The 17,267-nt window shown below is 59.8% G+C and carries 17 protein-coding genes; 8 read left to right on the top strand and 9 right to left on the bottom strand.

Going from position 1 to position 17,267, the window contains the following annotated elements:
• Positions 1-28 precede the first annotated feature (28 nt).
• From ASU33_RS05115 to ASU33_RS05100, 4 genes are all read right to left on the bottom strand, one after another.
• Positions 29-580 carry a shikimate kinase gene (locus ASU33_RS05115; protein WP_059068929.1) on the bottom strand — a complete coding sequence of 184 codons (552 nt, stop codon included), beginning with the start codon at positions 578-580 and terminating at the stop codon, positions 29-31.
• A gap of 169 nt (positions 581-749) precedes the next feature.
• A complete protein-coding gene (locus ASU33_RS05110) occupies positions 750-1,820 on the bottom strand; it encodes an ABC transporter permease (protein WP_350308176.1) in 1,071 nt (356 codons plus the stop codon).
• Entirely contained in the window at positions 1,817-2,920 is a 1,104-nt protein-coding gene (locus ASU33_RS05105; protein WP_059068927.1) for a BT_3928 family protein, read from the bottom strand. Before ASU33_RS05105 ends, ASU33_RS05110 begins: the two co-directional genes overlap by 4 nt.
• Before the next feature lie 27 nt (positions 2,921-2,947).
• Positions 2,948-3,514, bottom strand: coding sequence for a DUF1599 domain-containing protein (locus ASU33_RS05100; RefSeq protein ID WP_059068925.1), 567 nt, complete (start codon positions 3,512-3,514; stop codon positions 2,948-2,950).
• Positions 3,515-3,659: 145 nt separating this feature from the next.
• On the opposite strand from ASU33_RS05100, the gene folP reads away from it, so the two are divergent.
• Both folP and cdaA read left to right on the top strand, forming a co-directional pair.
• On the top strand, positions 3,660-4,541 hold the full coding sequence (gene folP, locus ASU33_RS05095; RefSeq protein ID WP_059068923.1) for a dihydropteroate synthase: 882 nt from the start codon (positions 3,660-3,662) through the stop codon (positions 4,539-4,541).
• Between the two features lie 4 nt (positions 4,542-4,545).
• Positions 4,546-5,391, top strand: a complete 846-nt coding sequence (cdaA, locus tag ASU33_RS05090) for a diadenylate cyclase CdaA (protein ID WP_059068920.1) — start codon at positions 4,546-4,548, stop codon at positions 5,389-5,391.
• A gap of 26 nt (positions 5,392-5,417) precedes the next feature.
• Here cdaA and ASU33_RS05085 read toward each other — a convergent pair whose 3' ends face one another.
• Positions 5,418-6,185, bottom strand: a complete 768-nt coding sequence (locus ASU33_RS05085; protein ID WP_078062890.1) for a DUF4386 domain-containing protein — start codon at positions 6,183-6,185, stop codon at positions 5,418-5,420.
• Positions 6,186-6,310: 125 nt separating this feature from the next.
• Positions 6,311-7,558, bottom strand: coding sequence for a glycine C-acetyltransferase (kbl, locus tag ASU33_RS05080; protein WP_059068917.1), 1,248 nt, complete (start codon positions 7,556-7,558; stop codon positions 6,311-6,313).
• A gap of 210 nt (positions 7,559-7,768) precedes the next feature.
• Between kbl and ASU33_RS05075 the strand changes: the two genes are divergently transcribed.
• A complete protein-coding gene (locus ASU33_RS05075) occupies positions 7,769-9,208 on the top strand; it encodes an amidohydrolase family protein (protein ID WP_059068915.1) in 1,440 nt (479 codons plus the stop codon).
• A gap of 60 nt (positions 9,209-9,268) precedes the next feature.
• Here the strand turns inward: ASU33_RS05075 and ASU33_RS05070 are convergent, their stop codons facing one another.
• On the bottom strand, positions 9,269-10,291 hold the full coding sequence (locus ASU33_RS05070) for a patatin-like phospholipase family protein (protein ID WP_160328135.1): 1,023 nt from the start codon (positions 10,289-10,291) through the stop codon (positions 9,269-9,271).
• A gap of 206 nt (positions 10,292-10,497) precedes the next feature.
• Between ASU33_RS05070 and ASU33_RS05065 the strand changes: the two genes are divergently transcribed.
• From ASU33_RS05065 to ASU33_RS05045, 5 genes are all read left to right on the top strand, one after another.
• Positions 10,498-11,496: an NAD-dependent epimerase/dehydratase family protein gene (locus tag ASU33_RS05065; RefSeq protein WP_059068911.1), complete on the top strand. Its 999-nt coding sequence runs from the start codon at positions 10,498-10,500 to the stop codon at positions 11,494-11,496.
• Positions 11,497-11,658: 162 nt separating this feature from the next.
• Complete coding sequence (locus ASU33_RS05060; RefSeq protein ID WP_059068908.1) at positions 11,659-12,390, top strand: DUF3891 family protein; 732 nt, start codon at positions 11,659-11,661, stop codon at positions 12,388-12,390.
• An 84-nt stretch (positions 12,391-12,474) separates the two neighbouring features.
• Entirely contained in the window at positions 12,475-13,446 is a 972-nt protein-coding gene (locus ASU33_RS05055; protein ID WP_059068906.1) for a YihY/virulence factor BrkB family protein, read from the top strand.
• Between the two features lie 67 nt (positions 13,447-13,513).
• Positions 13,514-14,653 carry a hypothetical protein gene (locus ASU33_RS05050; RefSeq protein WP_149867059.1) on the top strand — a complete coding sequence of 380 codons (1,140 nt, stop codon included), beginning with the start codon at positions 13,514-13,516 and terminating at the stop codon, positions 14,651-14,653.
• Positions 14,654-14,721: 68 nt separating this feature from the next.
• Positions 14,722-15,429 (top strand): hypothetical protein, encoded by a 708-nt coding sequence (locus ASU33_RS05045; protein WP_149867058.1) that lies wholly within the window; start codon positions 14,722-14,724, stop codon positions 15,427-15,429.
• Positions 15,430-15,510: 81 nt separating this feature from the next.
• On the opposite strand, the gene rlmN is transcribed toward ASU33_RS05045, so the two are convergent.
• Together rlmN and ASU33_RS05035 are read right to left on the bottom strand one after the other, a co-directional pair.
• Positions 15,511-16,578: a dual-specificity RNA methyltransferase RlmN gene (gene rlmN, locus ASU33_RS05040; RefSeq protein ID WP_059068900.1), complete on the bottom strand. Its 1,068-nt coding sequence runs from the start codon at positions 16,576-16,578 to the stop codon at positions 15,511-15,513.
• A 50-nt stretch (positions 16,579-16,628) separates the two neighbouring features.
• Positions 16,629-17,267 carry a hypothetical protein gene (locus ASU33_RS05035; protein WP_059068898.1) on the bottom strand — a complete coding sequence of 213 codons (639 nt, stop codon included), beginning with the start codon at positions 17,265-17,267 and terminating at the stop codon, positions 16,629-16,631.

Raw genomic sequence — 17,267 nt, 5'->3', positions numbered from 1 at the left:
GCACAAACGCCGGGCCAGCTATAAGGTTTTAGGCACTATGCAGAAAACGTGTCAGCATATGGTGCACGGTTTCGGGGGTGCACGCCGGATGCGCGCAGCGTAATTGTGCCTTGGCGTAAAACTGCTCGCGGGCCGCTAATGTTTGGCGCAGGCGCTGCGCCAAAGCGTCAGCGTCGGGCAGGGCAGCCAGCAACGGGCGGGTACCAGCGGCGTGCTGCAGCCGGGCGAGTAGCTCCTCCACGGGGACATCCAACCATACAGCCACGCCCGATTGGGTAAGCGCCTCGGCGTTGCCGTGAAAGCACGGCGTGCCGCCGCCGGTGGCCAGCACCAGCCGCTCGTGCTCGGCCACCACGGCCCGCAGGGTATCGGCCTCTACCTGGCGAAAGTAGTCTTCGCCCTCGGTCTCGAATATCTCGGGGATGCTCCGGCCTTGGCGCTGCACAATTTCCTCGTCAAGGTCGCGAAAGGGCAAGCTGTAGAGCGTTGCCAACGCCCGACCTAGGGTGGTTTTGCCCGCGCCGGGCATACCTACCAAGTGAATTCGGGAGATACCCGGCAAGTTGAATTGCGAGGCCATAATGCGGTTAAAGTTTCATCCTGAGCAGCGGAGAGCAAAGCCAGTGTAGTCAAGCACCTTCCCCGCCTGGACGCACTAGGTGAAGTAGCTACCGTCTGCCCTGAGAGGGTTCTTGGCTATGTCGATCTTCGATTTGGCTAGTGCCTCAGGCTGACAGACGGGCAAATTCTCAACCCAGCTTCACCCGCGGGTCGAGCACGGCGTAGAGCACATCCACGGCGATGTTGATGACCACGAACAGGAAGGCCACGAAGATGGTAGCGCCCATTACCACCGGGAAGTCGAGGTTCTCGACGGCGCGGAGCGTAACGGTACCCAGGCCCTTCCAGTTGAAAATGTATTCGATGAAAAACGCGCCCGCCATCAGCGACGCCAACCAGCCCGATACGGCTGTTACCACGGGGTTGAGGGCGTTTTGCAAGGCATGGTGCAGCACCGTCCGGCGCTTGCTAAGCCCTTTGGCCCGGGCCGTGCGCACAAAGTCCTGCGACATGACATCGAGCATGGAGCTGCGCGTGAGCTGCACAATTACGGCCAGCGGGCGAATACCTAGGGCAAACGCGGGCAGCACCAAGTTGCGCAGCACCACATGCGACTCGGCCGTGAAGGGGTCGGTTTCAAACAGTTGGCCGGTGAGGTTAAGGCCGGTGTAGCGGCTCCAGTAAAAGCCGAACGTCATGGCGATGAGGATACCGGCCACAAACGACGGCACCGAAATGCCGAGCACCGATACCGTAAGCAACGCCCGATCGACCCACGTATGCGCCCGCAGTGCCGCTACAATGCCAAAGCCAATGCCCAACACGGCGGCCAGCAGCATGGCCGCCAAGGCCAGCCACAGCGTACCGCTGAAGTGGTCGAGCAGAATATCAAGCACATCCTTGTTCGACTGGAACGAGCGGCGCAGGTAGGGCTTCTTGAGCACCACGGCTTGCTCGCCACCTAGGGGCAGCAGCGTAACACCGCCGTAGCGCGCCACGTTGGCCGAGTCGCGGGCGTGCACGCCTACCGGCGACACATCGTTGAGGTAGCCCACGAGCTGCACCGGCAAGGGTTGGTCGAGCCCTAGGTCGGCGGCAATGGCGGCGCGGGTGGCCACGTCGGAGCGTTGGCCGGCCAGCAGGGCTACCGGGTCGCCGGGCAGTACCTGAAACAGCACGAACACCGTAAGCGCCACGCCCACCAAAATCAGCAGGCCGTGCGCAAGGCGGCGCAGCACAAAACCTAGAATGCGGCTCACAGCAGTTCCTCCAGCTTTTCGCGGTCGGGGATGTCGTGGTAGTGGAATTTACCCTTCACCACGCCGTTTTGCAGCAGCATAAAGCCGGGGTTCGAGCGAATCATCGACTTCAGCACGGTGGCATCGGCGAAGTAGTACTTGCCCGAGAGGTTTACCTCGTGCCGAAACACATCGAACTCGTTGGGGCTGCTGCTGGTGATGATCATGGACTCGATCTTCTTCCTCGACGAATCGGCCCCGGCAAGGGTAGCGTTGATTTGCTCGAACCGGTCGCGGTCGGCCTTTTCCACGCCTTGCACAATCAGCAGCAGCTTGTTGCCTTTCAGCACTTCCGGGGTTACGTCGGCTTGGTCGGCACCCCACACCCGGAAGTCGATGATCTTCGGACCGTCTTCGGGGTTCAGTGCCACCATCTGCTTAAACTTCCAGGTAGTGTCGGTGGGGTACTCGGTAAACTCCTGGCTTTGGCCGCCCTTCTCCATGATGTACTTGTAGCGCAGCGGCGCCGAGGGCTGCATCAGCTTGCCGATGTTGTTGCCCACTTTGTAGGGCAGGAAATCGAAGTACGGCAAGTGACCTAGGGCATACACGCCAATGCCCACGGCCACAGCCCCGGCAAACGTGATGTACATGGTGCCGAGGGTTCCTTTGGCAAACACGCGGCGCAGGTAGCGCTGGTTAAGGAACACGATAACCCAGAGTACCAGCAGGAACACGTCTTTGGAGAACGACTGCCACGGCGTGAGCTTGATGAAGTCGCCGAAGCAGCCGCAGTCGGTTACCTTATTGAAGAAGGCCGAGTAGAACGTGAGGAAGGTGAAGAACACCAGCAGCACGAACAACGACCACAAGGTGAAGCGCAGGTTCCAGCGCAGCAGCAGGGCCACGCCCAATACCACCTCCAAGGAGCTGAGGGTGATGCTGAGGGTGCGGGCAATACTCTTGAAAGCCAGAAAGAACGAGCCGAAATCGACGGCGAATACCTCGAAGTATTCTTCGAGCTTGTAGGCCGTGCCAATGGGGTCGTTCAGCTTTACAAGGCCCGAGAAGATAAACAACACGCCGAGCAGCAGCCAGCAGAGTCGGACGAAGGTGCGCATGGGTTAGATGGAGCTTAAATCAAAGCCTTAAACTGCGGCGGCAGTTGAGTGTTCCGCGGCACCGCGCAGAATTAGCGCAAATACAGCGTAGTTGAGCATATCGCGGTAATTGGCATCTACGCCTTCCGAAGCCAGCGTACGGCCCTGCAAATCTTCAATTTGCTTGGTGCGGTGCAGCTTCATCAGGATAATATCGGTGATGCTCGACACGCGCATTTGGCGCCACGCCTCGCCGTAATCGTGGTTTTTGGCGAATAGCAAGCGGCGGTTTTCGACCACCTCTTGGTCGTAGGCATCGGCCACAAAAGCCGGCTCCAGCTCCAAGGGCGCATCGGTGGGCAGGCGCAGTTGCATCAGGGCAATAACGCAGTAGTTGATGATGGCCACAAATTCATCATCGATAGGCTCTTGCACCAGCTGCGTACCCTTTTCCTGGATGGAGCGAATGCGCTGCGCCTTGATGAAAATCTGATCGGTAATGCTGGGCAAACGCAAGATGCGCCACGCCGTGCCGTAGTCGTGGGTCTTGGCCAGAAACAGCGCCCGGCACCGCTCAATGATGCGGTCGTATTGGAGCTGGGTTTGGTCGTTCAACGTGAAAAAGCTATTTTTAGAACAGAGCGGAGGTATTAGGGCTAAGGTCTTAGAACTTTCTTTGCAGGGCTAATAGCGTTGCGCGCGGCAACGCTTTGTTGGTTTCTGCCAAACCCTAATTCCTGCTGCTCTAAGCCCTGAACCCATGAAGGCCCTGGTTGCGCAAGATACGCTATTTCGGGTGAGGCAGACGCTGCGCTGCCCCGGCGGCCGCGTGCTCGATTTGGGCCGCCCGCAGGTAATGGGCATCCTCAACGTTACGCCCGATTCGTTTTTTGCCGGAAGCCGCCTGCAGGCCGAGACCGAGCTGCTGCAACGCGCCGAGCACATGCTGCAGGCCGGTGCCACCGTGCTCGACCTAGGCGGTTACTCCTCGCGCCCCGGCGCCAATGATGTACCTGCCGATGAGGAGCTTGCCCGCTTGCTACCGGCCGTGGAAGCTGTGCGGCGCAACTTTCCGGAGGCTTTCGTGTCTGTCGATACGTTTCGGGCCCGCGTGGCCGAGCTGGCCGTGCAAGCCGGCGCCGACATCATCAACGACATCGGCGGCGGCCTGCTCGACGAGGCAATGTTCGCCACGGTGGCGCGTTTGCGGGTGCCCTACATCTTGATGCACATGCGCGGCACGCCGCAAACCATGACGCAGCTTACCCACTACGATACCGACCTGGTGCAGGAGCTGGTGCGCTATTTCCGCGACCGGGTAGCGGCCCTGCGCGCCCTGTGGCCCGATGCCGACGTGGTGCTCGACCCCGGCTTCGGTTTTGCCAAAACGCAGCAGCAAGGCTACGAGCTGCTGCGCCGCCTGCCCGAACTGCGCAACATATTGGACTTGCCGCTGTTGGTAGGACTCTCCCGTAAAACCCTCGTCTGGAAGCCCCTAGGTCTCACGCCCGAGGCGGCTTTGCCAGGCACCCTAGTGCTCAACACCCTAGCGGTGATGGGCGGCGCTAACCTGCTGCGCGTGCACGACGTAGCGGAAGCTGTGCAGCTGGTGCGCTTGGTTCAGAATACTTTAAGCTCGTAATCCCGTGTTTCCTCCCGTCTCCATCGGCTTCCTGCGCATCGGCTGGATCGACGTCGTAGACGTGCTGCTGGTCACGGTGCTGTTTTACCAGATTTACAAGCTGCTTACCGGCTCGGTGGCGCTGCGTATTTTCCTGGGTTTCTTGTCCATCTACTTGCTCTACTTGGTGGTAAAAGCCGCCGGCATGGAGCTGCTGACCACCATCCTAGGTCAGTTCATGAGTGTGGGCGTGCTGGCCGGCATCATCCTGTTTCAGCAAGAAATTCGGCGCTTTCTGCTCAACATCGGCAAGGCAACTAGTCTTGAGCGGGTGCGCATGTTTCCGTGGCGCCGCGAGCAGCAGCAACAGCGCATGAGCGTAACGCCCTTTGTGGAAGCCGCCAAGAGCCTTTCCAGCAAAAACACCGGAGCGCTGATTGCATTCCAGCAGGCTTCCGATTTGAAGTTTTATGCCGAAAGCGGCGACTTGCTTGATGCAGCCGTGAGCAAGCGCCTGCTGATGAGCATCTTCAACAAAACTTCCCCGCTGCACGACGGCGCCGTTATCGTGGCCGGCGGCCGCATCAAAGCCGCGCGTTGCATCCTGCCCGTCAGCGAAAATCCCGATGTGCCTGCCTCCATGGGCCTGCGTCACCGCGCCGCCATTGGCCTTTCCGAAGTAACCGATTCGGTGGTGCTAGTGGTAAGCGAAGAAACCGGGCAAATGTCCATCGTGCGCGGCGGCGAGGTGTACCGCAACCTCTCGGGTCAGGATTTGCGCTCCAAGCTCAACGAATTCTTGTTCGATGCCATGCCGCGCACGGGTGCCGGTACCACTTCGGCCCGTTCGGCAGCCGAGGTAGCGGCTTAAAACCTTGTTGGCCCCTCGGAAAAGGACTAAACAGCGGAATAAGCAGCTGTTTCCGCTCGTTGCTTTGCCCGCCGCGCGCGTTTGGCTGCCTGCCATTGGTGCACATCAACTCCTCTGATTACCAGCCAAGCTGCGAAAGCTGACTCGCCCAGAAACGGCGGCAACATGATGAACGGAAAAAGGCTGTTGGCAGCCTCCGGTGCCAAAATCAGCAGAAAGCTGTTGACGATGTAGCACACGCCCGCGGCTTGCATCATGCCCCCGAGCAGCCGCGGCAGGTAGCTCGAGCGCATAATCAAGTACCCCTCAACCAGGCAGGTGAAGCCGAAGAAGATCAGACCGATGCCAAAGCCGTAGCTGTGGGCCTGAATAAAAACATAGGCCAACGCCTGCCGCTGCACTGGCTCCATAGCACCTAGGTAAGCACTGTTGCTCAGCACAAGTAAGGGCACAATCAGGTTCAGCTTGTTTAGGGCCAGCACGGCCGTTTGCACCAAATTGAACAGCAGTGCCATCGACGCTATTTTTCTGCTTACGGGTTTGAGCAGCGTGTACAGGATGAGCATTACCATTACATCGAGCACATGCATCAGCAAATCGCCGGCAATGCCTGCCCGCCACAACTGCGGAGCGGCGGTAATGCGCTGCGCCGTGGCGGCAGCGTCGCCCGGTACCACCAAGCTATTTCGCACGAACATTTCGCCGAGTAGCCCAGCTGCGATAATGATGAGATAAGCTATGCCGCCAGCCCGGGCATACTTGTTGGGTGAAGCGCCGATTGTGGTAGCCAGCATGGTTGAGGGGATTATGTTACGCTAAATATATAATTTTTTTAATATAAATTTGATAAGGTCAAAATCACTGCGCCCCGCTGGTTTACCAGCGGGGCGCAGTGGTTAAGCAATGTGCTCTTGGGTGCTTACGGCGTATTCTGCACCACCTGGCCGGCTTCGGGTTGCGCGGCCGAGCGGTCCTTCAGCGTGCCCAACTCGCGGCCTACTTCGATGAAGGCATTGATGGCCTTGTCGAGATGCGCGCGGGTGTGGGCAGCGGAGAGCTGCACCCGAATGCGGGCCTGGCCTTTCGGCACCACGGGGTAGTAGAAGCCCACGACGTAAATGCCTTTCTCGAGCATTTTGGCGGCAAACTCCTGCGCCAACTTGGCGTCGTAAAGCATTACCGGCACGATGGGGTGCTCACCGGGCTTGATGTCGAAGCCGGCGGCGGTCATCTTCTCGCGGAAGTACTTGGTATTTTCTTCCAGTTGGTCGCGCAGCTGGGTGCTTTCGGTCAGCAGATCAAGCACTCGGATGCTGGCCCCCACGATGGCCGGCGCCAACGTGTTGGAGAACAGGTACGGGCGGCTGCGCTGGCGCAGCATGTCGATGATTTCTTTGCGGCCCGAGGTGAAACCACCCATGGCGCCACCTAGGGCTTTGCCCAGTGTACCGGTGATGATGTCGACGCGGCCCATTACGTTGCGGTACTCGTGGGTGCCGCGGCCGGTTTTGCCGAGGAAGCCCATCGAGTGGCACTCGTCGATCATCACCAAAGCCTGGTACTTGTCGGCCAGGTCGCAAATTTGGTCGAGGCGGGCAATGGTGCCGTCCATCGAGAACGAGCCGTCTGTAACGATGATACGGTGGCGGGTGCCTTTGGCCACGGCATCCTGGAGCTGCTTCTCCAGGTCGGCCATGTCGTTGTGGTTGTAGCGGTAGCGCTGTGCTTTGCACAGGCGCACACCGTCGATGATAGAGGCGTGGTTGAGCGCGTCGCTGATAATAGCGTCCTGCTCGTTGAAGAGCGGCTCAAACACCCCGCCATTAGCGTCGAAAGCAGCGGCGTACAGAATGGTGTCTTCGGTGCCCAGGAACTCGGCAATCTTGCGCTCCAGCTCCTTGTGGATATCCTGAGTGCCGCAAATAAAGCGCACCGACGACATGCCGTAGCCGTGCGTATCGATGGCTTCTTTGGCGGCCTTAATTACTTCGGGGTGCGACGACAGCCCTAGGTAGTTGTTGGCGCAGAAGTTCAGCACCTCGCCCGCTTCGTTGGTCTCGATTTCGGCGCCTTGCGGCGAGGTAATAATGCGCTCTTTCTTGTAAAGACCGGCTTCTTTAATCTCGTCCAGCTGCTGCTGGAGGTCGGGCTGAAGAGTGGTATACATGCAGTGAGAACTTGGGAATGGATACGAAGGTACGGCTTAGGGCCTTGAAGGTGGCCGCCTTTTCCAAAGCTACGGCCTGAAGCGAAACCAGCGCCCTGTTTCTGTCGCCAGCTCATACAGCCGATAAACAACGTAAGCTCCTATTGGCTGCGTACGCTGCTCTTGGTATCTGGGGTGTATACTTGCACGCCGCTCTACCGTGCCCATTTCATGAACCAACCCTTACGCCTGCTCGGCCTGGCCCTATGTCTGCTCCTGTCCTGCGCGGCAGCCCAAGCACAAAGCCAACCCACTTTTACGCCGCAAGTGCGCGAGTACATTCGTACCGATGCGCCGCTGATTGCCCTCATCGATGCCAAGGTTATCGACGGCACGGGCAAGCCGGCGCAACTGCACCAAACGGTGCTGCTGCGCAACGGGCGCATCGAGCAAGTAGGCCCCCTGAAAAAGGTGAAGGTGCCCAAGGACGCACAGGTGATTAACTGCGCCGGCAAAACGCTGATTCCGGGGTTTGTAATGCTGCACGAGCACTTGTACTACACCATGCCCACGGGCTCGTACTTCAACATCGCCCAAATGCCGTACTCCTTCCCTAGGTTGTACTTGGCGGGCGGGGCTACCACCATCCGCACGGCGGGCAGCATCGAGCCGCAGACGGATTTGGCCATCAAGCGCATGATTGGCGAAGGCAAGCTCATCGGGCCCGACATCGACGTAACGGCACCGTACATGGAGGAGCCCGGCATGGACATTCCGGCCCTGAACACCATCAACGGCCCCGAGGATGCCGCCAAAACTGCCCGCTTCTGGGCCGAAAAAGGCTGCACCTCCTACAAAATGTACATGCATGCCACCCGCGCCGACCTAGCCGCCGTGGTGCGCGAGGCGCATCAGCGCAACCTGAAGGTGACGGGCCACTTGTGCGCCATTACCTACCGCGAGGCGGCCGAGCTGGGCATCGATAACCTGGAGCACGGCTTTATGGCCAGCTCGGATTTTGCCCAGGGTAAAGCCGCCGATAACTGCGACTACCCGGCCGCTCGCAAAGGCTTGCTGAGCCTGCCCGCCAACAGCCCCGACATGCAAAACCTTATTCGCTTTCTGGTGAGCAAGAAAGTGGCGCTTACCTCTACCCTGCCCGTATTTGAGCCGTTCACGGGCCGCGAGGTGGTGCTGGGCGGTGGGCTGGAGGCGCTGATACCGCAGCTGCAGGAGCGCGAAACCAAAACCTGGCAGCAGAATCAGCAGAAAGACTCGGCCAGCACGGCGCTGTTCAAGAAAGAAATGGCCTGGGAAAAACAGTTTCACGATGCCGGCGGCCTGCTGGTATCGGGCACCGACCCTACGGGCGCGGGCCGCACCATTGCGGGCTACTCCAACCGCCGGCAGGTAGAGCTGCTGGTAGAGGCAGGCTTTACGCCGGTGCAGGCCATCAAAATCAGCACGCTGAACGGGGCCGTGTACCTAGGGCGCGAAAAGGAAATCGGCAGCATCGAGGCCGGCAAGCAGGCCGACTTGGTGCTCATCGACGGCGACCCGGAAAAGGACATTCAACAGCTGCGGCGCATGGAGGTAGTGTTTAAGCGCGGCGTGGGGTTTAATTCGGGCAAGATCTTCGAATCGGTGAAAGGCAAGGTAGGGCTGAACTAAAGGCGTATTCAGGCAGCAGAGCGGCAGCAACGCAATGCCCTAGGTACTGGGGCGGTTGCTTTAGCGCTGCACCTGCGGCCGCTGCATAAAGGTTTGTACGCCGGCCCGTCCGCTTTCCATCAGCTGCTGCTTTTGTGCATCAGTCACCCGTTTGATTTTGGGGCTAAACCCCAGGGTGCTGATGCTGATGGTACGCTGCCAATCCTGCGGATGGGCGGGGTTCAGGTTTTCGATGGCCACGTTGTACAACGCGCCCACGTACGACGGAAAGTTGTGGATGGCGTACCCGGCCAGCTGTTGCCGACCGGTAGCAGCCGAGTCGAGGGCTACCTGCTCGGCCCGATCGAGCCGCAGACCTAGGGTTTCGGGGTTGAACACGTTGCCGCGCGCGTCGGGCGCCGCGTGCAGGCCAGCGGGCAGGTAACGCGGCTTATCAAACAAATCAATGGGGTAATTGGCCAGCAAACCGCCATCCACGAGCACGTGCACGGGTTGGCCTTTGGCCGGTTTGCCCTGCACCACATTGCCGTTGGTATCGAGCAGCACCGCCCGGAAATACATCGGAATGCTCATGCTAATGCGCACGGCGTCGGCCACCCGCATGCCGGGGTTGGTTTCGTAGCTGAATACCTGGGTGCGCTGCGTGGTAAGATTGGTGCCGGTGGTGTACAAGTCGCGGTAGCGGCCGGGCTGCTGCTGGGCTAGTTGGTGCAGTTCACCTAGGGTTAGGTGAGCGTTGCCGGTTTTGCGGGCCAACAGTTCGCCTAAGTAGCGGGCAAAGGCGTCGCCGCGGTACCAGCCGTATTGCTTAGCCAGGCGCGTGCTGCCGCCCACGAAGATGAAGCGGCCATCGTTGAGACGTTGCACGGGCGTTTGGTTTATCACCGCCGCTATTTCTTGCGGGGTGTAACCCACAGCCAGCAGCGCCGCCTGTATGGCCCCGGCCGAGGTGCCGCCTACCCTCTCGATGTGGGCCAGTACTCCGCGCTGCTCCAGCTCCTGCAACGCCCCGCCGTAGGCAATACCCCTGATGCCGCCGCCCTCCATCACGAGGTTGCGGTACTGGGTTGTTCCTTGAGCCACAGCACCAAAGCTGGCCCCCAACAAGGCCAGGGTCGTATAACAAAGCTGACGTAACTGCATACCCCTACGATGCCCACCTAGGCCAATCGGTTGCAGCAGCGGCGGCAACGGCAACCACCGAGGCACCCGAAGTTGGTATCTTTGTGCATTCAGCCTGCGGGCTTCTTTGCTGATCTGCTTTTCCCCACCCGTTTTCCCTTTTACGCATGAGCACAACCGGCACAGGCGACACAATTCTGGTAATTGGCGCCGGCGGACAACTGGGTTTCGAACTTACCCACGAATTGCGCCAGATCTACGGCGCTTCCAACGTAGTAGCCGCCGACGTGCGCCTGCCCAAACACCCCGAGCTGGCCGATGCCGGCCCGTTTGTGCAGCTCGATGTGCTCGATAAAGCGGGCCTAGGTGAGGTAATGCAGCGCTACAAGCCCAAGCAGGTGTACCACCTGGCCGCGCTGCTCTCGGCCACGGCCGAGAAGAACCCCAAGTTCGGCTGGGAGCTGAACATGGACGGCCTCTTCAACGTGCTCGACGCCGCCGTGGAGCACGGCACCGGCCGCGTGTACTGGCCCAGCAGCATTGCCGTGTTCGGCCCCAACACCCCGCGCGACAACACCCCGCAATACACCGTAATGGACCCGGGCACCATCTACGGCATCAGCAAGCAGGCCGGCGAGCTGTGGCTCGACTGGTACAACCGCAAGCACGGCCTCGATGTGCGCAGCCTGCGCTACCCCGGCCTCATCGGCTACAAGAGCCTGCCCGGCGGCGGCACCACCGACTACGCCGTGGATATTTACCACCACGCCGTGCACGGCCTGCCCTACCAGTGCTTCTTGCAGGAGGATACCTACCTGCCCATGATGTACATGCCCGATGCACTGAAGGCTACGTTGGATCTGATGCACGCTCCTAGCGAGCAAATCAAAATCCGGACGTCCTACAACCTAGGGGCCATGAGCTTCTCGCCGCGCGAAATCACGCAGAGCATTCAGCAGCACCTACCCAACTTCGAGGTGACGTACCAGCCCGACTCGCGCCAGCAAATTGCCGACTCGTGGCCCAAGAGCATCGACGACTCGCGCGCCCGCCAGGATTGGGGCTGGACGCCGCAGTTCGACCTAGGTGCCATGACGGCCGACATGCTGAAGCACCTGCAGGAGGAGCCGCAGTACCTGGCCCCGCTGGCCGCCGAGGCTAAGTAAGCTCAAACAGCTGTAGCGCGGGCTTCAGCCCGCGTTTGCTAGGACGAAATCGTCTGGGTAATCCTACCTAGTTCCAGTCGTTCACGCAAACGCGGGCTGAAGCCCGCGCTACTTTTTTGCCCTACAATCCGTACCTCAGCGCAGGCTTATGTCTTCGCTGCTATGATTGTAAACTACACCCCCGAGGGCTGGCAAATTGTATATCAGCAGGCCCATGCCCTGCTGGCGGCTCAGCTGTTGTACCAATGGCCAGCGTTTTTGCCGCTCGAGCAATGGGTAGGATTGCTGGCCGCCGTGGCCCAACACGACGACGGCCAGCGCCGTTGGGACGGCCGCTATGCCATAACTCCCGCCGGTGCCCCAGCCGATTTTACCACCAAGGAGTTTTCGCTGGAGCAAGCCACCGAGGTAATGCACCAAGCCCGCTTCCAGGGGCGGTGGCGCAGCTTGCTTACCAGCATGCACATGAGCTTTTTGTACGAAGATCTGCGCGGCCAACGCAAGGATATTGATGCGTTTCTTGACGAGCAACGCCAGTGCCAACTGCGCTGGCGACGCGAGCTGCAAGTAACCAAGGCCGATGCCGGGCGCGCCTACGCCCTGCTGCAGTGGTGCGACCGGTTTTCGCTGATTTTGTGCCGCCACGAGTTGCCCGAGATGGAGCGCGCCCTCGAAATCAGCACCGGCCCCGACGGCCAGCGTTACGACGTACGCCAGCTCCCCGCCGACGACGGCATAACCGTAGAGCCCTGGCCCTTTGCAGCCGACGAGTTTTCGGTTGGGGTAGAGGTATCGGTGGTGCACCAGCTGCAGTTCAAAGACGATCAGGAGCTCAGCCATGCGCTAAGGCAAGCACCCATCCAGGCCTTGCGCTGGCAGCTGCGCCGCAGGTAGCCAATTCAACGAAAGCACAAATCCTGCCGTAGTACCGCGCAGGGCCTTTGCCGCGGGCCTACCCCAATTACGCGACCCTGTACTATGGCTACTTCTTCCTTTCAGCTATCCTCGCTGCCGAGCTTGTTTAAGGCTACTGCCGTGCAGTTCATGGAGAACAACTCCCTGCGTTTGGCGGGCGCGTTGGCCTACAACGCCATCTTCTCCATTCCGCCGCTGCTGCTGATTGTCATTGCCTCGGCCGGTTACTTCTTCGGCGAAGAGGCCGTGCAGGGCAAGCTCATGCAGCAGCTCAGCGGCTTTGTAAGCCCCGACGCGGCTAACATTATCCAGGAGTCGATTGGCTCATTTCACAAACAGCAGAAAGGGGGCACGGCAGCCGCTATTGGCATTGGCACACTCATTTTTGCGGCCACTACCTTTTTCGTTACGCTGCAGGAGAGTATCAACAGCATCTGGAACCTCAAGGTAAAGCCTCGCAACGGCGTTTGGGAGTTCATCCACGCGCGGCTGCTGTCGTTTGGGCTGATTTTGAGCGTGGCCCTGCTGCTGCTGATTTCGTTCGTGATTAGCGCCGTGCTGAGCTTCTTCACCGATTACTTGCAACAGCTATTGCCCGGCGTGGCGGTATTCTTCATCCGTGTAATCGATTTGCTTCTGTCGTTGGGCGTTACCACGGCTTTGTTTGCGCTTATCTACCGTTTTCTGCCCGATGCCATCATCCGGTGGCGCGACGTCTGGACGGGGGCCTTCATTACGGCGCTGCTGTTCATCATCGGCAAGTACCTGATTACGTTCTACATCTCCACCTCCGACCCCGGTTCGGCCTTTGGTGCTGCTCGCTCGCTGATCATCCTGCTCGTCTGGATTTACTACTCGTCGCTGATCATCTTTTTCGGAGCTGAATTCACGCAGCAATACGCCGATTGCTACGGCCAGCACGTGCAGCCCAAAGCCCATGCCGTGCGCATAGAGGTGCGCGAGGTGCCGCCCGGCGAGACCAAGGAAGAGCAAAGCACCGGCCGGCCGCACGCCGAAGGGCGTTTCCGGAGCTAGTATTTTGTCGAGCTTGTTCTGATTTGTCGGCCAAAAACCGATAGGTTTGACGCATAGCAAACCGTCTATGCGTCAACCGTTACTATTCTTAGCCACTTTGCTCGTGTTGGGCATTGCAGCCCCGCGCGCCCACGCCCAAACCCCAACTGATACCGCTCGGGTGCTTATTCTAAGCCCAGTAGTGGGCGAGGTGATTGATGCGCAGGAAAAAGCGACCTACGGCTTATTCCCCTACTACTCTACCGATAGCTTTGCCGAGGGCCGGCTGTACCAAGCCTTGCGCCCCGACAGCACCGTTACGCTGCTCACCCGCTTCCGCGACGGCAACACGCGGCGACGCATCATCAGTGCGCAAGAATTGCAAACTGCCCGCGCTGCCGTGGCCCGGCCCGTTACGTCCCCGGCGCAAGTAGGCGTGCAAAAGCCCACTGCCACCCAAACCGACTCCATTGGCACCATGTACGCCGTCGAGCTGATTTCGGGTAGCTCGTTTATGGGCACTTTGGTAGCCAGCCGCTCCGCCGAGCTCGAGTTTGCCACCAAAGACCTAGGGCGCCTAACGGTGCAGCGCAACAACATCCGCAACATGCAGCCGCTAACCGTTGGGCAAGCCGGCCGCGGTTGGGAGCCGGTAGGCAATGGCACGCGCATCTTTTTTGCGCCCACCGGCCGCATGCTGCGCAAGGGCGAAGGCTACGTGCAGGACATCGACATTTTCCTGATCGGGGCCAACTACGGCATCACCGATAATATCTCCATTGGTGCGCTAGTGCCCATTATTCCGGGGGCTGGCCTGAGCTTTGTGGCCCTTACGCCTAAAGTAGGTGTGCCCGTAACCGAAAAGCTGAACTTGGCCGCGGGCCTGCTGTTTGCCACGGGCTTTGGCGCAAGCGGCGGCATTGCCTACGGCGCCGGCACCTACGGCACCGCCGACCAAAATGCTACCCTAGGTGTGGGCTACCTGTTTGCCGAGGGCGAGGTTGAAAGCAGCCCCGTAATACTGGTAGGTGGCGCTACACGCGTATCGCGCCGAGTATCGCTGCTCAACGAAACATACATTTTTTCGGGCGGCCTAGGTGGGCTGGCGGGCATCAGGGTGGCGGCAGCACGCCTTAGCGGCAGCCTTGGCTTTTTGTACGCTACCGAGCTAGGCGGCATTTACCCCGCTTACCTGGAGGCCGCTTACCGCTTCGGCAAGGTAAAGTAAACGAAGCTGTTCGTGGCGCCTAGGAAGGGCTACTCTAACGGGGTACCTTTGGCTTTTATCCTCTTTCTATGAAGCGCTATCTACTAGCATTTGCCCTTGTTTTGGGCCCATTGTTCTCGTATGCCCAAGCCGGCAAATCGGCCAAAGCAGCCAACCCGGCCACCGGCGCCTCGGCCGACAAATTTGAGCGCGACGTTGCCGCGGCTGTTTGCCAGGATTTGGAGCGCGAAAACAAAACGCGCTCTTTCAACCAGCTCAGCAAGGAGGAAGCCATGACGCTGCTACAAAGCCTCATGACGCGCCACCTCACCAGCAACCCCAAAGAGCTAGAAAAGCTGATAAAAGCCGCCAACAACGACCCTTCGGCTGCGCAGGCAATGGGCCAGCGCGTGGGCGGCCGCCTGGCCTCGGAGTGCCCCATCGCATTGGCGTTGTTTGCTCGTTTGGCTGGCGCCCCGGCCCCGGCCGATGCGTCGCTGCTCACGGCTACCGAAGCCGAGCGCCCTCTGCTGAATAAGCTGGCCGATGAGTTGTGCACGGAGTTTTCAGCCCACGACAGCAAAACGCCCCTAGCGAAAATGGCCAAAGCCGACCGCACCGCCCTGATGCAGCAGAACATGCAAAAGGTGATGAAAGCGCACGCCAAGGAAATAACCGACCTCTACGGGCCCGAAATCTTCTTCGAGCAGGAAAAGCTGCACGCTTTCGGCATGAAGGTGGGCGCAAGCATGACGGGCAAGTGCCCGAACATTGTTGCCGAGTTTGGTCGCGAGTAAGCAAAACCTTTACACGCAAAAAGAGCCGGCCCGGGGTAGCACCCCGGGCCGGCTCTTTTTGCTTACAACACCTTGGCGCACCTAGGCGGGCTGACCTTCTTTGGTAGCCAGCTGGCCGCATGCCGCGTCGATGTCTTTACCGCGCGAGCGGCGCACGTTCACCTGCACGCCGCGGTCGGCGAGGTACTTCATGAAGGGCACGAGACGGTCTTCCTGGGCATTAAGGAAAGCGGCCGGCGCAATAGGATTATACTCGATCAGGTTCACCTTGCAGGGAATCCACTTCGTGATTTCGAGCAGGGCTTTGGCGTCCTCAATCGAGTCGTTGAAGTTGTCGAACACGATATACTCGTAGGTTACCATGCGGCCGGTTACCTGGTGGTAGTGCTGCAAGGCCTCCTTCAGCACCGGCAACGAGTTCGACTCGTTGATGGGCATGATTTCGTTGCGCTTCTCGTCGGTGGGCGCGTGCAGGCTCAGCGCCAGGTTGGCCTTGAAACCGTCGTCGGCCAGCTTCTTGATCATCTTGGAGATGCCGGCGGTGCTCACCGTGAGGCGGCGGGCGGCCATACCTAGGCCCTCCTTGTTGTCGGTGATGCGCTCCACGCTTTTCAGCACGTTGGCGTAGTTGAGCAGTGGCTCGCCCATACCCATGTACACGATGTTGGTGAGCGGCTTGCCGAAGTGCTCCTCGGCTTGCTGGGCAATAATGGCTACCTGGTCGAAAATTTCGGCTGTATCGAGGTTGCGCTTGCGCTCCATGTAGCCGGTAGCGCAAAACTTACACGTAAGCGAGCAACCCACCTGCGACGAGATGCACGCCGTCATGCGGTCGTCTTTCGGGATGAGCACGCCCTCTACCAAGTGCCCATCGTGCAGCCGGAAGGCGTACTTAATGGTGCCGTCGGTGCTTTGCTGCTGCTTCTGAATCTGAACGGAGTTGATGCTGAAGTGCGCATCGAGCAACTCGCGGGTGCTCAGCGAGATGTTGTTCATCTCCGCGAACGAGTGCGCCACGTTGCGCCACAGCCACTCCATCACCTGCTTGGCGCGGAAAGGCTTTTCGCCGTGCTCAACAAAAAAGGCCTTGAGCTCGTCGAGGGTGAGTTTGCGGATGTCGCGTTTGGTAACGATGGGCAGCGTGATCATAGCACAAAGGTACAACCTAGCAGCCGCTTAGGTTCCCAAAATGCGCCCAACTAACAGCAGTTGTAATACACCACCGCTTTGCGCTGGCTGGGCAGGTAGGCAAGCTGCCGGCCATCCTCCTCGAAGAGGCTGTAGGCGAAGCCCGGCAAGCCGGTTTGCTGCACTTCTTTCCACACAGGTTGCTTGGCGTGGCGGTCGGGCGCAGTGCCGGGTTTTATGGCTGGCTGCCGGAAGCTTTCCGGGGCAAAAAACCGATCGAGCCGCTCGCGCACGTACGCTTCGCGCTGGGCCACGGTGGGGTGCTCGCCGTACTTCAGCAAGCCGTAATCCAGCAATGCCGCCACCGGGAACTGCTCGCGCCACAGCGTATCGCCGCTGGCCGATACGATGGTGAACTGCGCCTGCCCCGTGAGCAGCGAATCGCCCACAATGCGCAGTGCAAACACATCGTTGGCCTGCCGCGAGGAAAACCGGTGCTCGGCCGTTGCCTCCATAAGCGCCCGCCTGGCGGGCAGCGGCGTGGTGGAGGCCGGCGGCATACCCGCTGGCACTTCGGCCGCTGGTGTACCGCCGGTTTTGGGCAGTGTGGTAGCCGCAGTGGTATTCTCGCGCTGGTTGGGTTCGGCTTGGCAAGCGCACAGCCCTGCAAGCGTCAGCCAGGCAGTTGTATTTCTTAGGTGGTGAAGCAT

The sequence above is a fragment of the Solirubrum puertoriconensis genome, from assembly GCF_001483135.1.
Classification (GTDB): domain Bacteria; phylum Bacteroidota; class Bacteroidia; order Cytophagales; family Hymenobacteraceae; genus Solirubrum; species Solirubrum puertoriconensis.
The sequence above is the reverse complement of the archived record's forward strand: the minus strand, read 5'-3'. Positions and strand labels throughout refer to the sequence as shown.